This is a genomic window from Streptomyces sp. NPDC058008 (assembly GCF_042886395.1).
In the GTDB taxonomy this organism is placed as follows: Bacteria; Actinomycetota; Actinomycetes; order Streptomycetales; family Streptomycetaceae; genus Streptomyces.
Window position 1 is genome coordinate 309,059 of record NZ_JBHVQX010000003.1, and the last position, 20,590, is coordinate 329,648.

The following is a 20,590-nucleotide window of genomic DNA, read 5'->3' on the forward strand; positions in this document are numbered from 1 at the left end:
GTCGCACCGCCGTGTCCCCTGCCGTCCCGGCTCACAGCTAGGCGGGTTCGCCTGGTACATTGCATTGCATGGAACCTGGCAAGGCGCGTCGCCACGGAGCGGGCAACATCGAGAGCCAGCTCCGCAAGGGAGTGCTGGAGTACTGCATCCTCGCGCTGATGCGGGACGGCCCGACGTACGGCGTCGAGCTGCTGAACGCGCTGTCGCGGACCGGCGCGCTGACGGCCAGCCAGGGCACGGTCTACCCGCTGCTCTCCCGGTTGCGACGGGACGACCTCGTCGCCACCACCTGGCAGGAGTCCCTGTCCGGCCCGCCCCGGCGGTACTACGAACTGACCGACGCGGGGCACGCGGCACTCGCGGAGTTCGCCGCCCTCTGGCCCGGCTTCCGTGACGGTGTCGACCACATCCTCGACGCGGCCGGCAGCCCCGCGGGGGAGCCCGGCGGCTGAGCCGCCCGCCGACCGAGTGACCACCCATGGCGCCACAACCGAAGGACGCACGCATGAAGACCGACACCGCCCTGGTCGCGGACTACCTCGACGCCGTCGGGCGTGAGAGCACGGCACTGCACCCCGGGGCCCGCCAGGAACTCCTCGCCGACCTCCGCGAACACATCGAGGCCGCCCTCGCCGAGCGGCCCGGCGACGTCCACGCGATCCTCCGGGAGACGGGCGACCCCCGCACGATCGCGGCGACCGCGCTCCAGGAATTCGGGACGGCCCCGGCCGGTTCCACCCCGGCCCCCGAGCCCGGTCGGCCCCGCCGCCCGAGGTCCCCGGCCTGGCTGCCCATCGCCTTCCTGCTCACCAACGGGATCGCCGGCATGTTCACGCTCTCGGGCATCTCGCCGGTGCTGCTCCTCCTGCTCGAAGCGGTGCAGATCACCGCGGTCGTGATCGTGTGGCGCTCACGGCACTGGACCACCGGCCAGAAGTGGACCGGGCTCGCGCTGGCCCTCTTCCTGCCCGTCGTCCTGCGCCTGGTCTGGAACCTCGGCGTCCCGGAGGGCGTGGACGGCCGGGAAGTGTGGCGCTGGGTGCTCATCTGTGTGGCACTCGCCCTGAACGTGTCGGGCTGCGTGTGGCTCTGGCGCACCAAGCGCCCCTGAGGCCCCTGCGCCGTTACGGCCGAGCCCGCCCCGGGTGTCCCGGGGCGGGCTCGGCCGTAACGGAAGGGTCAGAAGCCGAAGTCCTGCGTCCACCAGGGGCCGCCGGAGCCGAGGTGGACGCCCACGCCGAGGGTCTTGTAGTCGCAGTTGAGGATGTTCGCGCGGTGGCCCTCGCTGTCCATCCAGGCATCCATCACGGCCTGCGCGTCGGCCTGGCCCCGGGCTATGTTCTCGCCGCCCAGGCCCTGCACGCCCGCTGCGGCGGCGCGGTCCCAGGGGGTCGCCCCGTCGGGGTCGGTGTGGCCGAAGAAGTCACGGGCGGCCATGTCCTCGCTGAAGTCCTGGGCGAGCGCGGTCAGCGAGGCGCTGACGGTGACCGGGCTGCAGCCGACCTTCGCGCGCTCCTGGTTGACCAGGCTGAGCACGGTGGCCTGGGCGGAGGCCGGTGCCGGGCTCGCCGGGGCGGGAGCCTTGGTGCTCGGCGCGGCCGACGAGGACTTCGGAGCGGCCGGTGCCTTGGCCGTCGGTCCGGCCGGTGCGCTCTTCTCCGGCGTGGCGGCGGGCGCCTTCGTCACGGCGGGGGACCTCGTCGCCGGCTTCGAGGCGGTGGCGGACGGCTCGGCGGAGGACTTCGCGCCCGGGGTCGCCGAGGGGGACGTCGAAGGTGCCGCGGAACGGCCGCTCCCGCGGTCGGCCCCGGCCGGCGCGGAGGCGGACGCGGCGCCGGTCGGCTCGTCGGACGACTCGCCCTGGGTCAGCAGGTCGGGGGCGCCGCCCGCGCGGACCTGGTCGGCGGACCCGCCGCCGCTGACGCTGAAGGTGTCCCCGCCGGGCAGCAGGCCGGAGGCGACGGCGACCGCCCCGACGGCCACGGCCGCGGACACGCCGAGGAGCCCGGCGCGCACGGGCAGGCCCGCCCGCTTCCTGCGGTGCGCGCTCCGGTGTCCTTCGTCCGCGTTCGCCGTGTGCTGCTCAGCGGCGGGGGCCGCGCCTGCGCGTCGATGCCGTCCCATGCGCGGTGCCTTCCTCGTGCTCCGGACGTCCTGGCGACGTCGCCGTATTCAAGATCAAGCTCACCTGTTCGGGTGACGCTATTGCGAGGGGACCTTACGCCATGGCTGTTCGGGGCGGCGTGCTCCTCGGACAATCGGCCGGTTAGCGTTCGGGCATGAACGAAGACGCACGACTCGTCGTATGGGTACGCGGCCGAGTACAGCAAGTAGGGTTCCGCTGGTTCACCAGGGAAAATGCTCTGGAGATCGGAAAGCTCACCGGCTTCGCGCTCAATCTCGACGACGGACGGGTCCAGGTGGTCGCCGAGGGGCCGCGTGAGAATTGCCACCGTCTGCTCGACTGGCTCGGCTCCGACGACACACCCGGCCGCGTGGACGGTGTCACTGAGATCTGGGACACGCCCCGCGGCGGATATGAGGGATTCGCCATCCGCTGATACCGGCCCGGAAAAGGGGCCGCGCCCGAGGGGCGAACGGGTACGTCCGGCGGTCACGGGGAAGCGGTGCGAGGGGCTCGCACCCGAAATGACCTGCGAAAGCAGCCGGCACCCCGACATGGTTGCCAAGAAGCGCACCTCGTGCCAGGCTGCGGCATTGACGAAGATCTCCACACCCTTCGGGACCCGCAGCAGAGCAGCGCCGCATGATCGACAAGCCGCGCGCCGCCGGGACACCCGGCCCCCTGGCGTGTGATCGTGTTGACCGTCAAACTTTTTGGTGAGACGCTGAAACCCCCGCGCACCTCAGCTGTTCGGCAGAGCTGGTGACAGCAGAACAGCAGTGAATACAGCACACTGCCGAGCACCGCGGGTGCGATTCCCTCACGACCCACACCGCATCGGTCGGTCACTCAGTGTGGAGGACCATCCATCATGGCAAAGGCGCTTCTCGGTTACGTCGGCGGTTCCGACCCGCGACTCCTCGCCGAGATGCGACGGCTTCAGAAGCGTGTCCAGGACCTGGAATCCGAGCTCGTACGGATCCAGGACGAGAACGACGCGCTCAACGCCGCCGCCCAGCACCAAGAGTCGCTGCTCGACAGCATCGACATCGACGTACCCCAGGCGGAGCCCGCGCTGACCTGACCCCCCTGGCCCTGCCGGGGCCGGCAGGGCCGCAGCCAGCCGCTCGGGAACAACCACCGAAGTCTTCGTCACGGATCGTCGTCCCGGACACCGAGGATCGCTCGTGATCCGCTCCGGCCACGATCCGAAGCGCAAGGCTGTGCCCGCATGACTGCACAGCGACACCGTGCAGGATTCACCAGGGACGCTCCGGCGTCCCTTCTTTCTTTCCCCCCGGACCGTCCCCGCCCTATCGCTCTTCGTCTACCGTCTGATGTGCCCTGCACCTTCATCGGTGAAACCGGGAGTGAAAGGTAGAGTCCGGCGGCGTGCACCTCAAGGCCCTGACCCTCCGCGGTTTCAAATCGTTCGCCTCCGCCACCACCCTGCGGTTCGAACCGGGGATCACCTGTGTCGTCGGTCCCAACGGTTCGGGTAAATCGAATGTGGTGGACGCGCTCTCCTGGGTCATGGGCGAGCAGGGAGCCAAATCCCTGCGCGGCGGCAAGATGGAGGACGTGATCTTCGCCGGCACCACGGGAAGACCGCCGCTGGGCCGCGCGGAAGTGTCGCTGACCATCGACAATTCCGATGGTGCACTGCCCATCGAGTACGCCGAGGTGACGATCACCCGGATCATGTTCCGCAACGGCGGCAGCGAATATCAGATCAATGGGGAAACCTGCCGGCTTCTCGACATCCAGGAACTCCTCTCGGATTCCGGTATCGGCCGCGAGATGCACGTCATCGTCGGACAGGGCCGGCTGGACTCCGTCCTGCACGCCGACCCGACGGGGCGCCGCGCCTTCATCGAGGAAGCGGCCGGCGTGCTCAAGCACCGCAAGCGCAAGGAGAAGGCGCTGCGGAAGCTGGAGGCGATGGGCGCGAACCTCGCCCGGGTCCAGGACCTCACCGACGAACTGCGCCGCCAGCTCAAGCCGCTGGGCCGCCAGGCCGCCGTGGCCCGCCGGGCCGCGGTCATCCAGGCGGACCTGAGGGACGCCCGGCTGAGGCTCCTCGCCGACGACCTGGTGCGCCTGCGCGAGGCCCTGCGCGGCGAGATCGCCGACGAGGCCGCCCTGAAGCACCGCAGGGAGGCCACGGAGGCCGAGCTCAAGGCGGCGCTCGCCCGCGAGGCGGACCTGGAGGCCGAGGTGCGCAGGCTGGCCCCGCGGCTCCAGCGGGCGCAGCAGAGCTGGTACGAACTCTCCCAGCTCGCCGAACGCGTACGCGGCACCGTCTCGCTCGCCGACGCGCGGGTGAAGAGCGCCACCGCGGCGCCGGAGGAGGAGCGGCGCGGGCGGGACCCGGAGGACATGGAGCGTGAGGCCGCCCGGATCCGCGAGCAGGAGGCGGAGCTGACGGCGGCCCTCGAAGCGGCGGAGCACGCCTTGGAGGACACCACCGCGCACCGGGCCGACCTGGAGCGGGAGCTGGCCGCCGAGGAACGCAGGCTCCGGGACGCGGCCCGGGCCATCGCGGACCGCCGCGAGGGGCTGGCCCGGCTCAACGGCCAGGTCAACGCGGCCCGCAGCCGGGCGGGTTCGGCCCAGGCCGAGATCGACCGGCTGGCCGCCTCCCGAGACGAGGCCCGGGAACGTGCGGCCGCGGCCCAGGAGGAGTACGAGCAGCTCAAGACCGAGGTAGAGGGCCTGGACGCGGACGACGCGGAGCTCACGGAGCGGCACGAGGCCGCCGGGCGGGAGCTCGGCGGCGCGGAGACGGACCTCGGCACGGCGCGGGAGGCGCTGACCGTGGCGGAACGCAGCCGCGCGGCCGTCTCCGCCCGGCACGAGGCCCTGTCGCTCGGACTGCGGCGCAAGGACGGCACCGGGGCGCTGCTCGACGCCGGGGACCGGCTCTCCGGCCTGCTCGGGCCCGTCGCGGAGCTGCTCACCGTGGCCCCGGGGTACGAGGTCCCGGTGGCCGCCGCACTGGGCGCGGCGGCCGACGCCGTCGCGGTCACCGGTGCGGCGACGGCGGCGGACGCGATCCGCCTGCTGCGCAAGCAGGACGCGGGACGCGCGGCACTGCTCCTGGGCGGAGCGGGAGCCGGACAGGTGCCCGCGCAGGCCACGGAACAGCCGCCGGGGCCCGCCGGCGGCCCGCCCGGCCAGGTGCCGGGGCAGGCGTCGGGAGCGGGCCACGGCCCGGCGGCCCCGGCCACCGGGCCGGCTCCGGGCGTTCCCGGTTCCGGCGCCACCGCGAGGGGGCAGGGCCCGGCAGCGACCGCGACCGCCGCCGGCACCGGACCCGCCGCCACGGTCGCCGCCGGAGGCGAGGAATGCGCCGCGCCCGCCGTCGCGGGGCTCCTGCGGGGGCCCGCCGACCTGATGGCGGCCGTACGGCGGCTGCTGCGCGACATGGTCGTCGTCGGCACCCTGGAGGACGCCGAGGAACTGGTGGCCGCCCATCCGGGGCTGACCGCCGTCACCGCCGAGGGCGATGTCCTGGGAGCCCACTTCGCCCATGGCGGATCGGCCGGGGCGCCCAGCCTCCTGGAGGTCCAGGCGTCAGTGGACGAGGCCGCCGCCGAACTGGCCGAACTCGTCGTGCGCTGCGAGGAACTCGCCTCGGCCCAGCGCGCCGCCACCGCGCGGCGCGGCGAGGCCGCGGCCCGAGTGGAGGAACTGGGGGAGCGGCGCCGGGCCGCCGAGCGGGAGAAGTCCGGGGTGGCGCAGCAGCTCGGGCGGCTGGCCGGGCAGGCGCGGGGCGCCGCCGGTGAGGCCGAGCGGATGACCGCGTCCGCGGCCCGGGCCCAGGAGGCGCTGGAGCGGGCGACCGAGGAGGCCGAGGAACTGGCGGAGCGGCTGCTCGTCGCCGAGGAGACCCCGGTCGATGACGAGCCGGACACCTCCGTACGGGACCGGCTCGCCGCCGACGGTGCCAACGCCCGGCAGACCGAGATGGAGGCGCGCCTCCAGGCCCGTACCCACGAGGAACGCGTCAAGGCGCTCGCCGGGCGGGCCGACGCCCTCGACCGAGGGGCCCGCGCCGAGCGCGAGGCGCGCGCCCGCGCCGAACAGCGCCGCGCCCGGCTGCGCCACGAGGCGGCCGTGGCGGCGGCCGTGGCGGCGGGCGCCCGGCAACTGCTCGCCCACGTCGAGGTCTCGGTCGTACGGGCGGAGGAGGAACGGACCAGGGCCGAGGCGGCGAAGGCCGAGCGCGAGCGGGATCTCGCGGCCGAACGCGGCCGGGGGCGCGACCTCAAGGGGGAGCTCGACCGGCTCACCGACTCGGTGCACCGCGGTGAGGTGCTCGGGGCCGAGAAGCGGATGCGCATGGAGCAGGTGGAGGCCAGGGCGCTGGAGGAGTTCGGCGTCGAGCCGGCCGGGCTCGCCGCCGAGTACGGCCCGGAGCAGCCCGTGCCGCCGTCCCCCGCGGCGGAGGGCGAGGAACTCCCGGCCGATCCGGAGGACCCGCGCAACCGGCCGAAGCCGTTCGTCAGGGCCGAGCAGGAGCAGCGGCTGAAGGCGGCCGAACGGGCGTATCAGCAACTCGGGAAGGTGAATCCGCTCGCCCTGGAGGAGTTCTCGGCGCTGGAGGAACGGCACAAGTTCCTCTCCGAGCAGCTCGAGGACCTGAAGAAGACCCGGGCGGACCTGATGCAGGTGGTCAAGGAGGTCGACGAGCGGGTCGAGCAGGTGTTCACGGAGGCGTTCCGGGACACCGCCCGCGAGTTCGAGGGGGTGTTCTCCCGGCTCTTCCCGGGCGGGGAGGGCCGTCTCGTCCTCACCGACCCGGACAACATGCTGACGACCGGTCTCGACGTCGAGGCGAGGCCGCCGGGCAAGAAGGTCAAGCGGCTCTCGCTGCTGTCCGGCGGCGAGCGGTCCCTTACGGCCGTTGCCCTCCTGGTCTCCATCTTCAAGGCCAGGCCGAGCCCGTTCTACGTCATGGACGAGGTCGAGGCGGCGCTCGACGACACCAACCTTCAGCGTCTGATCCGGATCATGGAGGAGCTCCAGGAGAGCTCCCAGCTCATCGTCATCACGCACCAGAAGCGGACGATGGAGGTCGCCGACGCGCTGTACGGCGTCTCGATGCAGGGGGACGGGGTCTCGAAGGTGATCAGCCAGCGGCTCCGCCGAACAGGTGGGGGCAGTGGCTGATGGGCCGTCACAGGCTTTTACCTAATCTTCAACACTTCAATGTGCCTCCTGGATGTTCCCGGGTACGCGTGAGGAGCCCCTTCGGCTGAACGTCCGTCGCGACTTCGAAACTTGAATGCCTGGCCTCGGTGAGGTTGTTTGTGTCTTCAAGTGGTGGTCGGTCGGAAGTTGTGCGCCACTAGGAGGGCTCATCCCCCACACCTGACGTCGTGGCCAGGTACCAGGAGTTCATGTGACCAGCACAGCGAACGGACCGGAGTCCGGAGCCCGGGCGGCCCACCCGGACCATCTCGGCCATGTCATCTTCATCACGGCAGCCGCGGCGATGGGCGGTTTCCTCTTCGGCTACGACAGCTCCGTGATCAACGGTGCCGTCGAGGCCATCCGCAGCCGCTACGACATCGGGTCGGGGACGCTCGCACAGGTCATCGCCATCGCGCTCATCGGCTGTGCCATCGGGGCGGCCACGGCGGGGCGCATCGCCGACCGGATCGGCCGTATCCGCTGCATGCAGATCGCCTCGGCGCTCTTCACCATCAGCGCCGTCGGATCCGCGCTGCCGTTCGCCCTCTGGGACCTCGCCATGTGGCGGATCATCGGCGGCTTCGCGATCGGCATGGCCTCGGTGATCGGCCCGGCGTACATCGCCGAGGTCTCGCCGCCCGCCTACCGCGGCCGGCTCGGCTCCTTCCAGCAGGCCGCCATCGTCATCGGCATCGCCATCTCGCAGCTGGTCAACTACGGCATCCTGCAGATCGCCGACGGGGACCAGCGCGGCAAGATCGCCGGCCTGGAGGCCTGGCAGTGGATGCTCGGGGTGATGGTCGTGCCCGCCATCCTCTACGGACTGCTGTCCTTCGCGATCCCCGAGTCGCCGCGCTTCCTGCTCTCCGTCGGCAAGAGGGAGCGCGCGCGGAAGATCCTCGCGGAGGTCGAGGGTGAGCACATCGACCTCGACGCACGCGTCGACGAGATCGAGACGGCCATGCGCCGCGAGCACAAGTCCAAGTTCAGCGACCTGCTCGGGAGCCGCTTCGGCTTCCTGCCGATCGTCTGGATCGGTATCGGCCTGTCGGTCTTCCAGCAGCTCGTCGGCATCAACGTCGCGTTCTACTACTCGGCGACGCTGTGGCAGTCCGTCGGCATCGACCCGACCGCGTCGTTCTTCTACTCGTTCACCACGTCGATCGTGAACATCATCGGCACCGTGATCGCCATGATCCTGGTGGACCGGGTCGGCCGTAAGCCGCTCGCACTCGTCGGATCCACGGGTATGGCCGTCGCCCTGGCCTTCGAGGCCTGGGCCTTCTCGGCGAAGCTCGTGGACGGGAAACTGCCGACCACCGAGGGCACCGTCGCCCTGGTCGCGGCCCACGTCTTCGTGCTCTTCTTCGCGCTCTCCTGGGGTGTCGTGGTCTGGGTCTTCCTCGGCGAGATGTTCCCGAACCGCATCCGGGCCGCGGCCCTCGGTGTCGCCGCCTCCGCGCAGTGGATCGCCAACTGGGCGATCACCGCGAGCTTCCCGAGCCTGGCCGACTGGAACCTGTCGGGCACATACATCATCTACGCCTGCTTCGCCACGCTCTCGATCCCCTTCGTGCTCAGGTTCGTCAAGGAGACCAAGGGCAAGGCGCTGGAGGAGATGGGCTGACCCCGCCGCCCCCTTCCCGACCCGCCGCCCCGGTCCGGCCCCTGCCGCACCGGGGCGGCGGTCCGTCCGGCCGTTCCCCCGCCCCGCCCCGACGCCGGGTCAGGACCCGGCGGGGACGCCGTCCGTACCGGCCACCGGACGGGGCAGCACCGCGTACACCCCCGACGCGACGAGGGCCGTGGCCGCCCAGCCCAGCCCGTTGCGCCCGATCCAGGACGTGGCGAGCGGGCCGCTGAACCACTCCACGCCGGTGAACAGCAGCCCCGTCACCAGCGCCGCGCTCCAGGCGCCCATGGCCTGCGGGCTGAAGCCGGCGGTGTACCAGTAGCCGCTGCCGGGAGCGGTGTCCATGAGGGCCACCGCGTCGTACGTCCGCCCGCGCAGCAGGTCCACGCCGAAGACCCCGATCCAGGCGGAGAACGTCACGCCCAGCAGGGTCAGGAACGACAGGAAGGTGCCGAGGAAGTCCGTCGCCACCAGCATCAGGGTGCCGCCGAGCAGCAGGCTGATGGCCGCGTTGACCCCCACGGCCCAGGTGCGCGGGACCGCGAACCCGAGCGTCTGGGCGGTGAAGCCCGCGGAGTACATCGACATCGCGTTGATCAGCACCATGCCGATGACGGCGGTCATCAGGTACGGCACCGAGATCCACGTCGGAAGCAGTTCGCCGATGAACGCCACGGGGTCCTTCGTGACGGCCAGACGCGGTGCGCCCACCGCCATCACCGCGCCCATCAGCACCATCGGGACCACGGTGACGAGCGCCCCGCCCACGGTCACCCCCACCATCGCCCGGCCGGAGGCGGAGCGCGGCAGGTAGCGGGCGAAGTCCGGCGCCGAGGGAACCCAGCTGATCCCCCCGGCCGCCAGCGTCCCCACCCCCGCGATCATCAACTCCGCCGGGCCCGGAGGCCGGTCCAGGACCGTCCGCCACGGGGTCGACCCGGCCAGATGGACGAGGACGAGGACGCTCGCGCACCCGAAGAGCCATACCGAGGCCCGGGAGCACACGCGCAGCGCCCTGATCCCGAGCCCCGACACGAGGAAGCTCGCGGCGACGAAGGCCGCCAGGGTCACCAGGATCAGGGCGGAGGTGCGCCGGACACCGGAGACCAGACCGAGGACGGCCAGCAGGGCGTAGGAGCCCGTGACCGCGTTCACGGTCTCCCAACCCCAGCGCACCACCCACAGCAGCGCACCGGGGAAGAGATTGCCGCGCTGTCCGAAAACCGCCCGCGACAGCGCCATGCCGGGCGCCCCGCCCCGCTTGCCGGCGACGGACACGAGGCCGACCAGCCCGAAGGAGAGCACGGGCGCCGTGACGGCCACGGCCAGGACCTGCCAGAGATTCAGCCGGTTGAAGACGGTGAGCCCCGCGCCGAGGGTGAGCAGCAGCACGGTCATGTTGGCCGTCACCCAGGTGGGGAAGAGGGACCGGACCCGGCCGGTGCGCTCGTGATCGGGGACGGGATCCAGGCCGCGGTTCTCCACGGGCAGCAGCGTACCTTTACCCCCAAACGTGGCATACCGCCCCCGTCGTCCGTACCCGCCCGCCTCCGGAACCGCGCCGGACCACGGCCGTGGCCGATACTGGACGCGTTATGGAAATCGTCATCCTTGCTGTAGTCATCGCCCTGGTCGCGGTCGGCCTGATCAGCGGGCTCGTGGTCAGCAGCCGCAAGAAGAAGCAGCTGCCGCCCTCGGCGCCGTCGAGCACGCCGACCATCACTCCTCCCGCCGAGCCCCGCGTCGGCGAGGAAGCCGAGACGCCGCGCGACGAAGCGCGGCGCACCATCGAGGAGGTCGGTCTCCCCGGCGCGGGGACGCCCGTCGAGGAAACCCCCGCCACCGTCGAGCCGGAGGCCCCCGAGCTCGAAGTCCCCGAGCCCACCGCCGGCCGCCTGGTGCGGCTCCGCGCCCGGCTCGCCCGTTCGCAGAACTCCCTGGGCAAGGGCCTGCTCTCGCTCCTGTCCCGCGACAACCTCGACGAGGACACCTGGGAGGAGATCGAGGAGACCCTCCTCACCGCCGACGTCGGCGTCGCCCCCACCCAGGAGCTGGTGGAGCGGCTCCGTGAGCGGGTCCGCGTCCTCGGTACCCGTACGCCCGACGAGCTGCGCACCCTGCTGCGCGAGGAGCTCGTCACCCTGCTCGGCCCCGACCTTGACCGGACGGTCAGGACGGAGGGCGGTGACTCGACCCCCGGCGTGGTGATGGTCGTCGGGGTCAACGGCACCGGCAAGACGACCACGACGGGCAAGCTCGCCCGGGTGCTCGTCGCCGACGGCCGCAGCGTGGTGCTGGGCGCCGCGGACACCTTCCGCGCCGCCGCCGCCGACCAGCTCCAGACCTGGGGCGACCGCGTGGGCGCCCGTACGGTGCGCGGCCCCGAGGGCGGCGACCCGGCTTCGATCGCCTTCGACGCGGTGAAGGAGGGCATCGCCGAGGGCGCCGACGTGGTGCTCGTCGACACCGCCGGCCGGCTGCACACGAAGACCGGCCTGATGGACGAGCTCGGCAAGGTCAAGCGGGTCGTCGAGAAGCACGGGCCGCTGGACGAGATCCTGCTCGTCCTCGACGCCACGACCGGGCAGAACGGCCTGGTCCAGGCGCGGGTCTTCGCCGAGGTCGTCGACATCACCGGCATCGTCCTCACCAAGCTGGACGGCACCGCCAAGGGCGGCATCGTCATCGCCGTCCAGCGCGAGCTGGGCGTGCCGGTGAAGCTGATCGGCCTCGGCGAGGGGCCGGACGACCTCGCCCCGTTCGAGCCGGGCGCCTTCGTCGACGCGCTCATCGGCGACTGAACGGCGCGGCGCCGCACACGCGCGAAGGGCGGTGGACCCGGGAGGGGTTCACCGCCCTTCGGCGTTCACCACCGGTGGCATATGTAGGCGAGCGTGCCCAGCAGCAGCCGGGCCTGCGGGGGAGCGGCGGCGGTCTCCGGCTCCGGCGGACGCAGCCAGCGCACCGGACCGAGCCCGCCGAGATCCGACGGGGGAGCGGTGACGTAGGCGCCGCACCCCAGGGCCCGCAGGTCCAGGTCCGCGTCGTCCCAGCCCATCCGGTAGAGCAGCCCGGGCAGTCCCACCGCGGCGCCGGGGGCGACGAAGAACTGTGTACGGCCGGCCGGCGTCAGCGCCACCGGTCCCAGCGGCAGCCCCATCCGCTCCATCCGCACCAGGGCGCGCCGTCCCGCGGCCTCGGCGACGTCGAGGACGTCGAAGGTCCGGCCCACCGGGAGCAGCATCGAGGCGCCCGGCACCTCGGCCCAGGCGTCCGCCGCCGTGCGCAGGGTGGCGCCCGGCGGCACCTCGCGGGCGAAGCCCAGGGGATGCGCGCCGGGGGCGGCGCAGGCGGTGTCGCCGCACGAGCAGACGCCCGCCGAGGCGCGCGCGCCCGGAGCCACGGCCCAGCCCCAGAGTCCTGTGTATTCCGCCACCGCGGTCGCCCCGGCCGCACGGCCGCGCCGCCGTGCGCCGGACCGCATCTCCCGGATGCCGCCGATCGTGAAGCCCATGCCCCCTCCAACGGGTCCGACTCACCGGTGGTTACGACCCGGAGTCCCCCGAGGTCCTCCGCTCCCGCGGATCCTCCGGCGCGCGGGAGTGGCACGGCAGGGGTGCGCAGCGCAGACCGCGCGCCCCTGAATGCTTCATTCCGCTCGCTGCTGATCGCGACCTGTCAAGTGAATCGCGACCTGTGTCGAACAGGTTCATCCGAAGGGGTGGCGAATGGTGGCGTTTCCGCAACGTCCCTCGCCGGAGCGGTGATCGTAGGATTACCGTGGGTACTCGAACCTGCAATTGCATGTGCAGTTGAGTATGCCGCGGGCATTCCGCCGAGCTGTTCGACGGTGTCCGACGCCCGTACGGACAGCGCCGAGGCGCGGCATTCTGATAGAGGTTCGCGCGACAGGTTTTCGGCGGGGATGGGGGACGTTCCAGTGAGTGGCAGCGGCGCAGGCGGGACGAATGCCGGAAAGCGCCCCAACGGGCAACTGGGATCGTGGTTCGTGCGCAGCGGCTGGTCCAAGGGCGAGCTCGCCCGCCAGGTGAACCGGCGGGCCCGCCAGCTCGGTGCCCACCACATCAGTACCGACACCTCCCGGGTACGCCGCTGGCTGGACGGCGAACAGCCGCGCGAACCCATCCCGCGCATCCTCTCCGAGCTCTTCTCCGAGCGCTTCGGCGCCGTCGTCTCCGTCGAGGACCTCGGACTGCGCGCCGCCCACCAGGCGCCCTCGGTGGCGGGGGTGGACCTGCCCTGGGCGGGCCCGCAGACCGTCGCGCTGCTCAGCGAGTTCTCCCGCAGCGACCTCATGCTCGCCCGGCGCGGCTTCCTCGGCAGCTCCCTCGCCCTGGCCGCCGGCCCCACCCTCATCGAACCCATGCAGCGCTGGCTGGTGCCCGTCACCCGCCCCGGGCAGCCGGAGGCCGAGCTGCCGACCGCGGAGAGCCGCCCCTCGCGCCTCTCCGGTCCTGAGCTGGACCTCCTGGAGTCCACCACGGCGATGTTCCGCCAGTGGGACGCCCAGTGCGGCGGCGGGCTGCGCCGCAAGGCCGTCGTCGGCCAGCTCCACGAGGTCACCGACCTGCTCCAGGAGCCGCAGCCCCAGGCCACCTCCCGGCGCCTGTTCCGCTGCGCGGCCGAACTGGCGGAGCTCGCCGGCTGGATGAGCTACGACGTCGGCCTCCAGCCCACCGCCCAGAAGTACTTCGTGCTCGCCCTGCACGCCTCCAAGGAGGCCGGCGACAAGCCCCTGGGCTCGTACATCCTCTCCAGCATGAGCCGTCAGATGATCCACCTCGGACGGCCCGACGACGCGCTCGAACTCGTCCACCTCGCCCAGTACGGCAGCCGCGACTGCGCCACCGCGCGGACCCAGGCGATGCTGTATGCGATGGAGGCCCGCGCCTACGCCAACATGGGCCAGCCCAGCAAGTGCAAACGAGCGGTCCGGATGGCCGAGGACACCTTCGCCGACGCCGCCCTCGACGCCGAGCCCGATCCCGACTGGATCCGCTTCTTCTCCGAGGCCGAACTGCACGGGGAGAACTCCCACTCCTACCGTGACCTCGCCTATGTCGCGGGCCGCAGCCCCACCTACGCCTCGCTCGCCGAGCCCGTCATGGCCCGCGCCGTCGAGCTCTTCGGCGAGGACGACGAGCACCAGAGGTCCTACGCGCTCAACCTGATCGGCATGGCCACCGTGCACCTCCTCAAGCGCGAGCCCGAGGCCTCCACCGTGCCCGCCGCCGCCGCCCTGAGGATCGCCAGGAAGGTCAGGTCGGAGCGGGTGAACACCAGGCTCCGCAAGACCGTCGACACCGCAGCCAGGGACTTCGGGGACGTTCCCGAGGTCGCCCGGCTCACCGAGCTGCTCCACGAGCAGCTCCCGGAGACCGCCGAAGCGGTCTGACGGCGGTTTCCGGACCACCGGCCACGACGGCCGCCCCCACCACCCGACCCGGCTCCCCCCTCGCCAGGTCAGCGGGCCGCCGTCGTGGCCGGTTCACGTCTGCGGGCGCTCCCGCCGCACCGTATGCGGCGCGACCGGCATGGTAGGCAGGGCACCGGATCGGACACTCCCGGTTCATTGGGACGTAACACGCGTGGCTCCTTCGTCACTGCGGTGAAACATCGTGCGGCATTCGTGGAAACCGCGCTGCGCGAATCTCATGGCGCATAACCGGCCCGCACCTTTTCACCGTGGTCCCGCACCCCCGCACGTGGCCGCACCGACGACGAGGAGACGCCGATGCCCCCAGGCATCACGACGCTTGCCGCAGACGCCCCGCAGCTGTCTGCCGCCAACACAGGGTTCATGCTCATCTGCTCCGCGCTGGTGATGCTCATGACCCCGGGTCTGGCCTTCTTCTACGGAGGCATGGTCCGCGTCAAGAGCACCCTGAACATGCTGATGATGAGCTTCATCAGCCTCGGGATCGTCACGGTCCTGTGGGTGCTCTACGGATTCAGCCTCGCCTTCGGCTCGGACATCGGATCCGTCATCGGCTGGAGCTCGGACTTCGTCGGCCTCAGCGGGATCGGCGTCACCGAGCTCTGGGACGGCTACACCATCCCGGTGTACGTCTTCGCGGTCTTCCAGATGATGTTCGCCATCCTCACCCCCGCCCTGATCAGCGGTGCCCTCGCCGACCGGGTCAAGTTCACCTCCTGGGCCCTGTTCATCACCCTGTGGGTGACCGTCGTCTACTTCCCGGTCGCGCACTGGGTCTGGGGCGCCGGCGGCTGGCTCTACGAGCTGGGCGTCATCGACTTCGCGGGCGGTACGGCGGTCCACATCAACGCCGGTGCGGCGGCCCTCGGCGTGATCCTCGTCATCGGCAAGCGGGTCGGCTTCAAGAAGGACCCGATGCGGCCGCACAGCCTGCCGCTCGTCATGCTCGGCGCGGCCCTCCTGTGGTTCGGCTGGTTCGGCTTCAACGCGGGCTCCTGGCTCGGCAACGACGACGGCGTCGGCGCCGTCATGTTCGTCAACACGCAGGTCGCCACCGGTGCCGCCGTCCTCGGATGGCTCGCCTACGAGAAGATCCGCCACGGCTCCTTCACCACCCTCGGTGCCGCCTCGGGCGCCGTCGCCGGCCTCGTCGCCATCACCCCCGCGGGTGGTTCGGTCAGCCCGCTCGGCGCCATCGCGATCGGTGTCATCGCCGGTGTCCTGTGCGCCATGGCCGTCGGCCTGAAGTACAGGTTCGGCTACGACGACTCCCTGGACGTCGTCGGCGTCCACCTCGTCGGCGGTATCCTCGGCTCCCTCCTGGTCGGCTTCTTCGCCACCGGCGGCGTGCAGTCCGACGCCAAGGGCCTCTTCTACGGCGGCGGGCTCGACCAGCTGGGCAAGCAGGCCGTCGGTGTCCTCGCGGTCCTCGCCTACTCCCTGGTCGTCTCCGCGGCCCTGGCGTTCGTCCTTGACAAGACCATCGGCATGCGGGTCCCCGAGGACGACGAGATCTCCGGCATCGACCAGGTCGAGCACGCCGAGACGGCGTACGACTACAGCGGTGCCGGCGGCGGCTCGGCGCCCCGCACCACGGCCCCCGCGCCGGGCGCCACGGCAGCCCCGACGACGAACAAGAAGGTGGACGCATGAAGCTCATCACCGCAGTCGTGAAGCCGCACCGGCTGGACGAGATCAAGGAGGCCCTCCAGGCCTTCGGCGTCCAGGGCCTCACGGTCACGGAAGCCAGCGGCTACGGGCGTCAGCGCGGTCACACCGAGGTCTACCGCGGTGCCGAGTACACCGTCGACCTCGTCCCGAAGATCCGTATCGAGGTCCTCGTCGAGGACGAGGACGCCGAACAGCTCATCGACGTGGTCGTCAAGGCCGCCCGCACGGGCAAGATCGGTGACGGCAAGGTCTGGAGCGTCCCCGTCGACACCGCGATCCGCGTACGGACCGGCGAACGCGGCCCGGACGCACTCTGACCGACGGTCCCTGTGAACGGAAAGGCAGCCGGGTGACGAGCACCGAAGTGACCACCGAATCCGAGGACTCGGGACCCAGCGGCTACGCGGCGGCCCGGCTGCGCCTCCTCCAGAAGGAGGCGCGGTCCGGGCCGCCGCGCCGTGCCGCGCTGGCCCGCCTCACCGACGACTGGCTCACCGGGCTGTTCACCGCGGCCACCGGGGCCGCGGGCGTCCGCGGTGCCGCACTCGTCGCCGTCGGCGGGTACGGGCGCGGCGAGCTCTCCCCGCGCAGCGACCTCGACCTGCTGCTCCTGCACGACGGCACCGCCGACGCCGCGGCCGTCGCCACGCTCGCGGACCGGATCTGGTACCCCGTCTGGGACCTCGGCCTCGCCCTCGACCACTCCGTACGCACCCCCGGCGAGGCGCGCAGGACGGCGGGGGAGGACCTCAAGGTCCAGCTCGGACTGCTCGACGCCCGGCCGGTGGCCGGGGACCTCGGCCTCGTCGCCGGCCTGCGGACCGCCGTCCTCGCCGACTGGCGCAACCAGGCCCCCCGGCGGCTCCCCGCGCTCGACGAGCTCTGCCGCGAGCGGGCGGACCGCATGGGCGAGCTCCAGTTCCTCCTGGAACCCGACCTCAAGGAGGCCCGCGGCGGCCTCCGCGACGCCACCGCCCTGCGCGCGGTCGCCGCCTCCTGGGTCGCCGACGCCCCCCGCGAAGGGCTCGCCGAGGCCCGCCGTACGCTCCTGGACGCCCGCGACGCCCTCCACCTCACCACCGGCCGTGCCACCGACCGGCTCGCCCTCCAGGAGCAGGACCAGGTCGCCGGGGCCCTCGGCCTCCTCGACGCCGACGCCCTGCTGCGCCAGGTCTACGAGGCCGCCCGCACCGTCTCGTACGCCACCGACGTCACCTGGCGCGAGGTCAACCGCGTCCTGCGCGCCCGCTCCGCGCGTCCCCGGCTGCGGACGCTCCTCGGCGGCGCCAAGGCCGCGCCGGAGCGCACCCCGCTCGCCGAGGGAGTCGTCGAGGCCGACGGCGAGGTCGCCCTCGCGCGCACCGCCCGGCCCGAACGCGACCCCCTCCTCACCCTCAGGGCCGCCGCGGCGGCGGCCGAGGCGGGCCTGCCGCTCTCCCGCCACCTCGTACGCCACCTGGGCACCGCGGCCCGGACGCTGCCCGTGCCGTGGCCCGCCGAGGCCCGCGAGGAACTCGTCACCCTGCTCGGCGCCGGTGAAGCGACCGTCGGCGTCTGGGAGGCGCTGGAGGCGGAGGGCATCATCACCCGCCTGCTGCCCGACTGGGAGCGGGTCCACTGCCGCCCGCAGCGCAACCCCGTGCACACCTGGACCGTCGACCGGCACCTCGTCGAGACCGCCGTCCGGGCCTCCCACCTCACCCGACGTGTCGGACGCCCCGACCTCCTCCTGATCGCCGCCCTGCTCCACGACATCGGCAAGGGCTGGCCCGGGGACCACTCCGTGGCGGGCGAGGTCATCGCCCGGGACATGGCCGCCCGCATCGGCTTCGACAAGCAGGACGTCGGCGTCGTCGCCACGCTCGTACGGCACCACCTGCTCCTCATCGAGACCGCCACCCGGCGTGACCTCGACGACCCCGCGACCGTCCGTTCCGTCGCCACGGCCGTGGGCAGCGCCTCCACCCTGGAGCTCCTGCACGCGCTCACCGAGGCCGACGCGCTGGCCACCGGCCCCGCCGCCTGGAGCTCGTGGCGGGCCTCCCTCGTCGACGACCTCGTCAAACGGGTCGCGGCCCTCCTGGCCGGCGAGGAACCGCCCGCGCCGGAGCCGCTGGCCCCCAGCGCCGAGCAGGAACGCCTCGCCGTCGAGGCCCTGCGCACCGGCGAGCCCGTCCTGTCCCTGCGCACCCGCACCGAACCGGCCTCCGAGGACGGCGGCCCCGAACCGGTCGGCGTCGAACTCCTCATCGCGCTGCCCGACCGCCCGGGCGTCCTGCCCGCGGTGGCCGGTGTCCTCGCCCTGCACCGCCTCACCGTGCGCGCCGCCGACCTGCGCGCCGTCGAACTCCCCACCGGGCTGGGCGAGGCGGCCGCACTGCTGGTCCTCAGCTGGCGGGTCGCGGCCGAGTACGGATCGCTCCCGCAGGCCGCCCGGCTGCGCGCCGACCTCGTACGCGCACTGGACGGCTCCCTGGACATCCGGGCCAGGCTCGCCGAACGCGAGGCCGCCTACCCGCGGCGGCGCGGGGTGAAGGCCCCGCCGCCCCGGGTGACCGTCGCCGCCGCGGGCTCCCGCCTGGCCACGGTCATCGAGGTCCGCGCCCAGGACGCCCCCGGGCTGCTGCACCGCATCGGCAGGGCGCTGGAACAGAGCGCCGTCCGGGTGCGCAGTGCCCATGTCTCCACGCTCGGGGCGAACGCCGTGGACGCCTTCTACGTCACGGACGCCGACGGCGAACCACTGGCTCCGGAGCGGGCCGCGGAGGTGGCCGGGGAGGTCGAGAAGGAGCTGCGCTGACCCCCCGCCCCGGGCCCGTTCGTCACGAGAAACGGCCGAGGGCTCCGCGTTCTCCGGGGTCCGGATACCCTGGAGGGCGACTGACCTGCCACGCCCCCGACCCTGAGGACCGACGAGCGCCGTGTTCGATACTCTCTCCGACCGCCTTAGCGCGACTTTCAAAAACCTCAGGGGCAAGGGCCGCTTGTCCGAGGCGGACATCGACGCCACGGCTCGCGAGATCCGTATCGCCCTGCTCGAGGCCGATGTCGCCCTCCCCGTCGTCCGCGCGTTCATCGCCAACGTCAAGGAGCGGGCGCGCGGCGTCGAGGTCTCCCAGGCGCTGAACCCCGCCCAGCAGGTCGTCAAGATCGTCAACGAGGAGCTCGTCGGCATCCTCGGCGGCGAGACCCGGCGGCTGCGGTTCGCCAAGAACCCGCCCACCGTGATCATGCTCGCGGGTCTTCAGGGCGCCGGTAAGACCACCCTGGCCGGAAAGCTCGGGCTCTGGCTCAAGGCCCAGGGGCACTCCCCCCTGCTGGTCGCCTGCGACCTCCAGCGCCCCAACGCCGTCAACCAGCTGAGCGTCGTCGCCGACCGCGCGGGGGTCGCGGTGTACGCGCCGGAGCCGGGCAACGGCGTGGGCGACCCGGTCAAGGTCGCCCAGGACTCCATCGAGTTCGCCAAGGCCAAGGTCCACGACATCGTCATCGTCGACACCGCCGGCCGCCTCGGCATCGACGAGGAGCTGATGCGGCAGGCCGCGGACATCCGCGACGCCGTCAGCCCCGACGAGATCCTCTTCGTCGTCGACGCGATGATCGGCCAGGACGCGGTCAACACCGCCGAGGCCTTCCGCGACGGCGTCGGCTTCGACGGCGTGGTGCTCTCCAAGCTCGACGGCGACGCCCGCGGCGGTGCGGCCCTGTCGATCGCCCATGTCACGGGCAAGCAGATCATGTTCGCGTCGAACGGTGAGAAGCTCGAGGACTTCGACGCCTTCCACCCCGACCGCATGGCCTCCCGCATCCTCGACATGGGTGACCTGCTCACCCTGATCGAGCAGGCGGAGAAGACCTTCAGCCAGGAAGAGGCCTCCAAAATGGCCTCCAAGCTGGCGTCGAGCAAGGGCAAGGACTTCACGCTCGACGACTTCCTGGCGCAGATGGAGCAGGTCAGGAAGATGGGCTCCATCTCCAAGCTGCTCGGGATGCTGCCCGGCATGGGGCAGATCAAGGACCAGATCAACAACATCGACGAGCGTGACGTGGACCGCACGGCCGCCATCATCAAGTCGATGACCCCGAAGGAACGCGCCGAGCCCACGATCATCAACGGATCGCGCCGGGCCCGCATCGCCAAGGGCTCGGGTGTCGAGGTCTCCGCGGTGAAGAGCCTCGTGGAGCGCTTCTTCGAGGCCCGCAAGATGATGTCGAAGATGGCCCAGGGCGGCGGCATGCCCGGGATGCCGGGGATGCCGGGCATGGGCGGCGGTCCCGGCCGTCAGAAGAAGCAGGTCAAGCAGGCCAAGGGCAAGCGCAAGAGCGGTAACCCGATGAAGCGCAAGGCCGAGGAGCAGGCTGCCGCCGCCCGCCGCGAGCAGGCGGCGCAGGGCGGCGCGTTCAACCTGCCCGCGCAGGAGGACAAGAACTTCGAACTGCCCGACGAGTTCAAGAAGTTCATGGGCTGACCGGCCCGGTGGACGGACGGAGGGGCGCCCCGCAC

General features: G+C 72.1%; 15 protein-coding genes. 12 read left to right on the forward strand and 3 right to left on the reverse strand.

Annotated elements, in window-relative coordinates; translation table 11 throughout:
- The first annotated feature begins 68 nt into the window (after nt 1–68).
- Entirely contained in the window at nt 69–452 is a 384-nt protein-coding gene (locus ACFVS9_RS04935) for a PadR family transcriptional regulator (protein ID WP_383118411.1), read from the forward strand.
- A gap of 53 nt (nt 453–505) precedes the next feature.
- The gene (locus tag ACFVS9_RS04940) at nt 506–1,111 is read left to right on the forward strand and encodes an HAAS signaling domain-containing protein (protein WP_389930052.1); all 606 of its coding nucleotides are present in this window, start codon (nt 506–508) and stop codon (nt 1,109–1,111) included.
- Nucleotides 1,112–1,179: 68 nt separating this feature from the next.
- Here the strand turns inward: ACFVS9_RS04940 and ACFVS9_RS04945 are convergent, their stop codons facing one another.
- A complete protein-coding gene (locus tag ACFVS9_RS04945) occupies nt 1,180–2,124 on the reverse strand; it encodes a CAP domain-containing protein (protein WP_389930055.1) in 945 nt (314 codons plus the stop codon).
- A gap of 155 nt (nt 2,125–2,279) precedes the next feature.
- Here ACFVS9_RS04945 and ACFVS9_RS04950 point away from each other — a divergent pair, with 155 nt between their 5' ends.
- From ACFVS9_RS04950 to ACFVS9_RS04965, 4 genes are all read left to right on the forward strand, one after another.
- Entirely contained in the window at nt 2,280–2,561 is a 282-nt protein-coding gene (locus tag ACFVS9_RS04950; RefSeq protein ID WP_383118575.1) for an acylphosphatase, read from the forward strand.
- 435 nt (nt 2,562–2,996) lie between these two features.
- Entirely contained in the window at nt 2,997–3,209 is a 213-nt protein-coding gene (locus ACFVS9_RS04955) for a hypothetical protein (RefSeq protein WP_033304037.1), read from the forward strand.
- A 308-nt stretch (nt 3,210–3,517) separates the two neighbouring features.
- Nucleotides 3,518–7,300, forward strand: coding sequence for an AAA family ATPase (locus ACFVS9_RS04960; RefSeq protein WP_389930058.1), 3,783 nt, complete (start codon nt 3,518–3,520; stop codon nt 7,298–7,300).
- Nucleotides 7,301–7,532: 232 nt separating this feature from the next.
- A complete protein-coding gene (locus ACFVS9_RS04965; protein WP_389930061.1) occupies nt 7,533–8,951 on the forward strand; it encodes a sugar porter family MFS transporter in 1,419 nt (472 codons plus the stop codon).
- A gap of 99 nt (nt 8,952–9,050) precedes the next feature.
- On the opposite strand, the gene ACFVS9_RS04970 is transcribed toward ACFVS9_RS04965, so the two are convergent.
- Nucleotides 9,051–10,442 (reverse strand): purine-cytosine permease family protein, encoded by a 1,392-nt coding sequence (locus tag ACFVS9_RS04970; RefSeq protein WP_389930063.1) that lies wholly within the window; start codon nt 10,440–10,442, stop codon nt 9,051–9,053.
- 110 nt (nt 10,443–10,552) lie between these two features.
- Here ACFVS9_RS04970 and ftsY point away from each other — a divergent pair, with 110 nt between their 5' ends.
- Entirely contained in the window at nt 10,553–11,758 is a 1,206-nt protein-coding gene (gene ftsY, locus ACFVS9_RS04975; RefSeq protein ID WP_383118571.1) for a signal recognition particle-docking protein FtsY, read from the forward strand.
- 65 nt (nt 11,759–11,823) lie between these two features.
- On the opposite strand, the gene ACFVS9_RS04980 is transcribed toward ftsY, so the two are convergent.
- On the reverse strand, nt 11,824–12,471 hold the full coding sequence (locus tag ACFVS9_RS04980) for a bifunctional DNA primase/polymerase (RefSeq protein ID WP_383118570.1): 648 nt from the start codon (nt 12,469–12,471) through the stop codon (nt 11,824–11,826).
- 426 nt (nt 12,472–12,897) lie between these two features.
- On the opposite strand from ACFVS9_RS04980, the gene ACFVS9_RS04985 reads away from it, so the two are divergent.
- The 5 genes from ACFVS9_RS04985 (at nt 12,898) to ffh (ending at nt 20,555) form a co-directional block, all read left to right on the forward strand.
- The gene (locus tag ACFVS9_RS04985; protein WP_383118569.1) at nt 12,898–14,373 is read left to right on the forward strand and encodes a hypothetical protein; all 1,476 of its coding nucleotides are present in this window, start codon (nt 12,898–12,900) and stop codon (nt 14,371–14,373) included.
- Between the two features lie 339 nt (nt 14,374–14,712).
- Nucleotides 14,713–16,068: an ammonium transporter gene (locus ACFVS9_RS04990; RefSeq protein WP_389930068.1), complete on the forward strand. Its 1,356-nt coding sequence runs from the start codon at nt 14,713–14,715 to the stop codon at nt 16,066–16,068.
- Complete coding sequence (locus ACFVS9_RS04995; protein WP_033304048.1) at nt 16,065–16,403, forward strand: P-II family nitrogen regulator; 339 nt, start codon at nt 16,065–16,067, stop codon at nt 16,401–16,403. Before ACFVS9_RS04990 ends, ACFVS9_RS04995 begins: the two co-directional genes overlap by 4 nt.
- A gap of 32 nt (nt 16,404–16,435) precedes the next feature.
- A complete protein-coding gene (locus ACFVS9_RS05000; protein ID WP_389930071.1) occupies nt 16,436–18,886 on the forward strand; it encodes a [protein-PII] uridylyltransferase in 2,451 nt (816 codons plus the stop codon).
- 121 nt (nt 18,887–19,007) lie between these two features.
- The gene (gene ffh, locus ACFVS9_RS05005) at nt 19,008–20,555 is read left to right on the forward strand and encodes a signal recognition particle protein (RefSeq protein ID WP_383118999.1); all 1,548 of its coding nucleotides are present in this window, start codon (nt 19,008–19,010) and stop codon (nt 20,553–20,555) included.
- Nucleotides 20,556–20,590 lie beyond the last annotated feature (35 nt).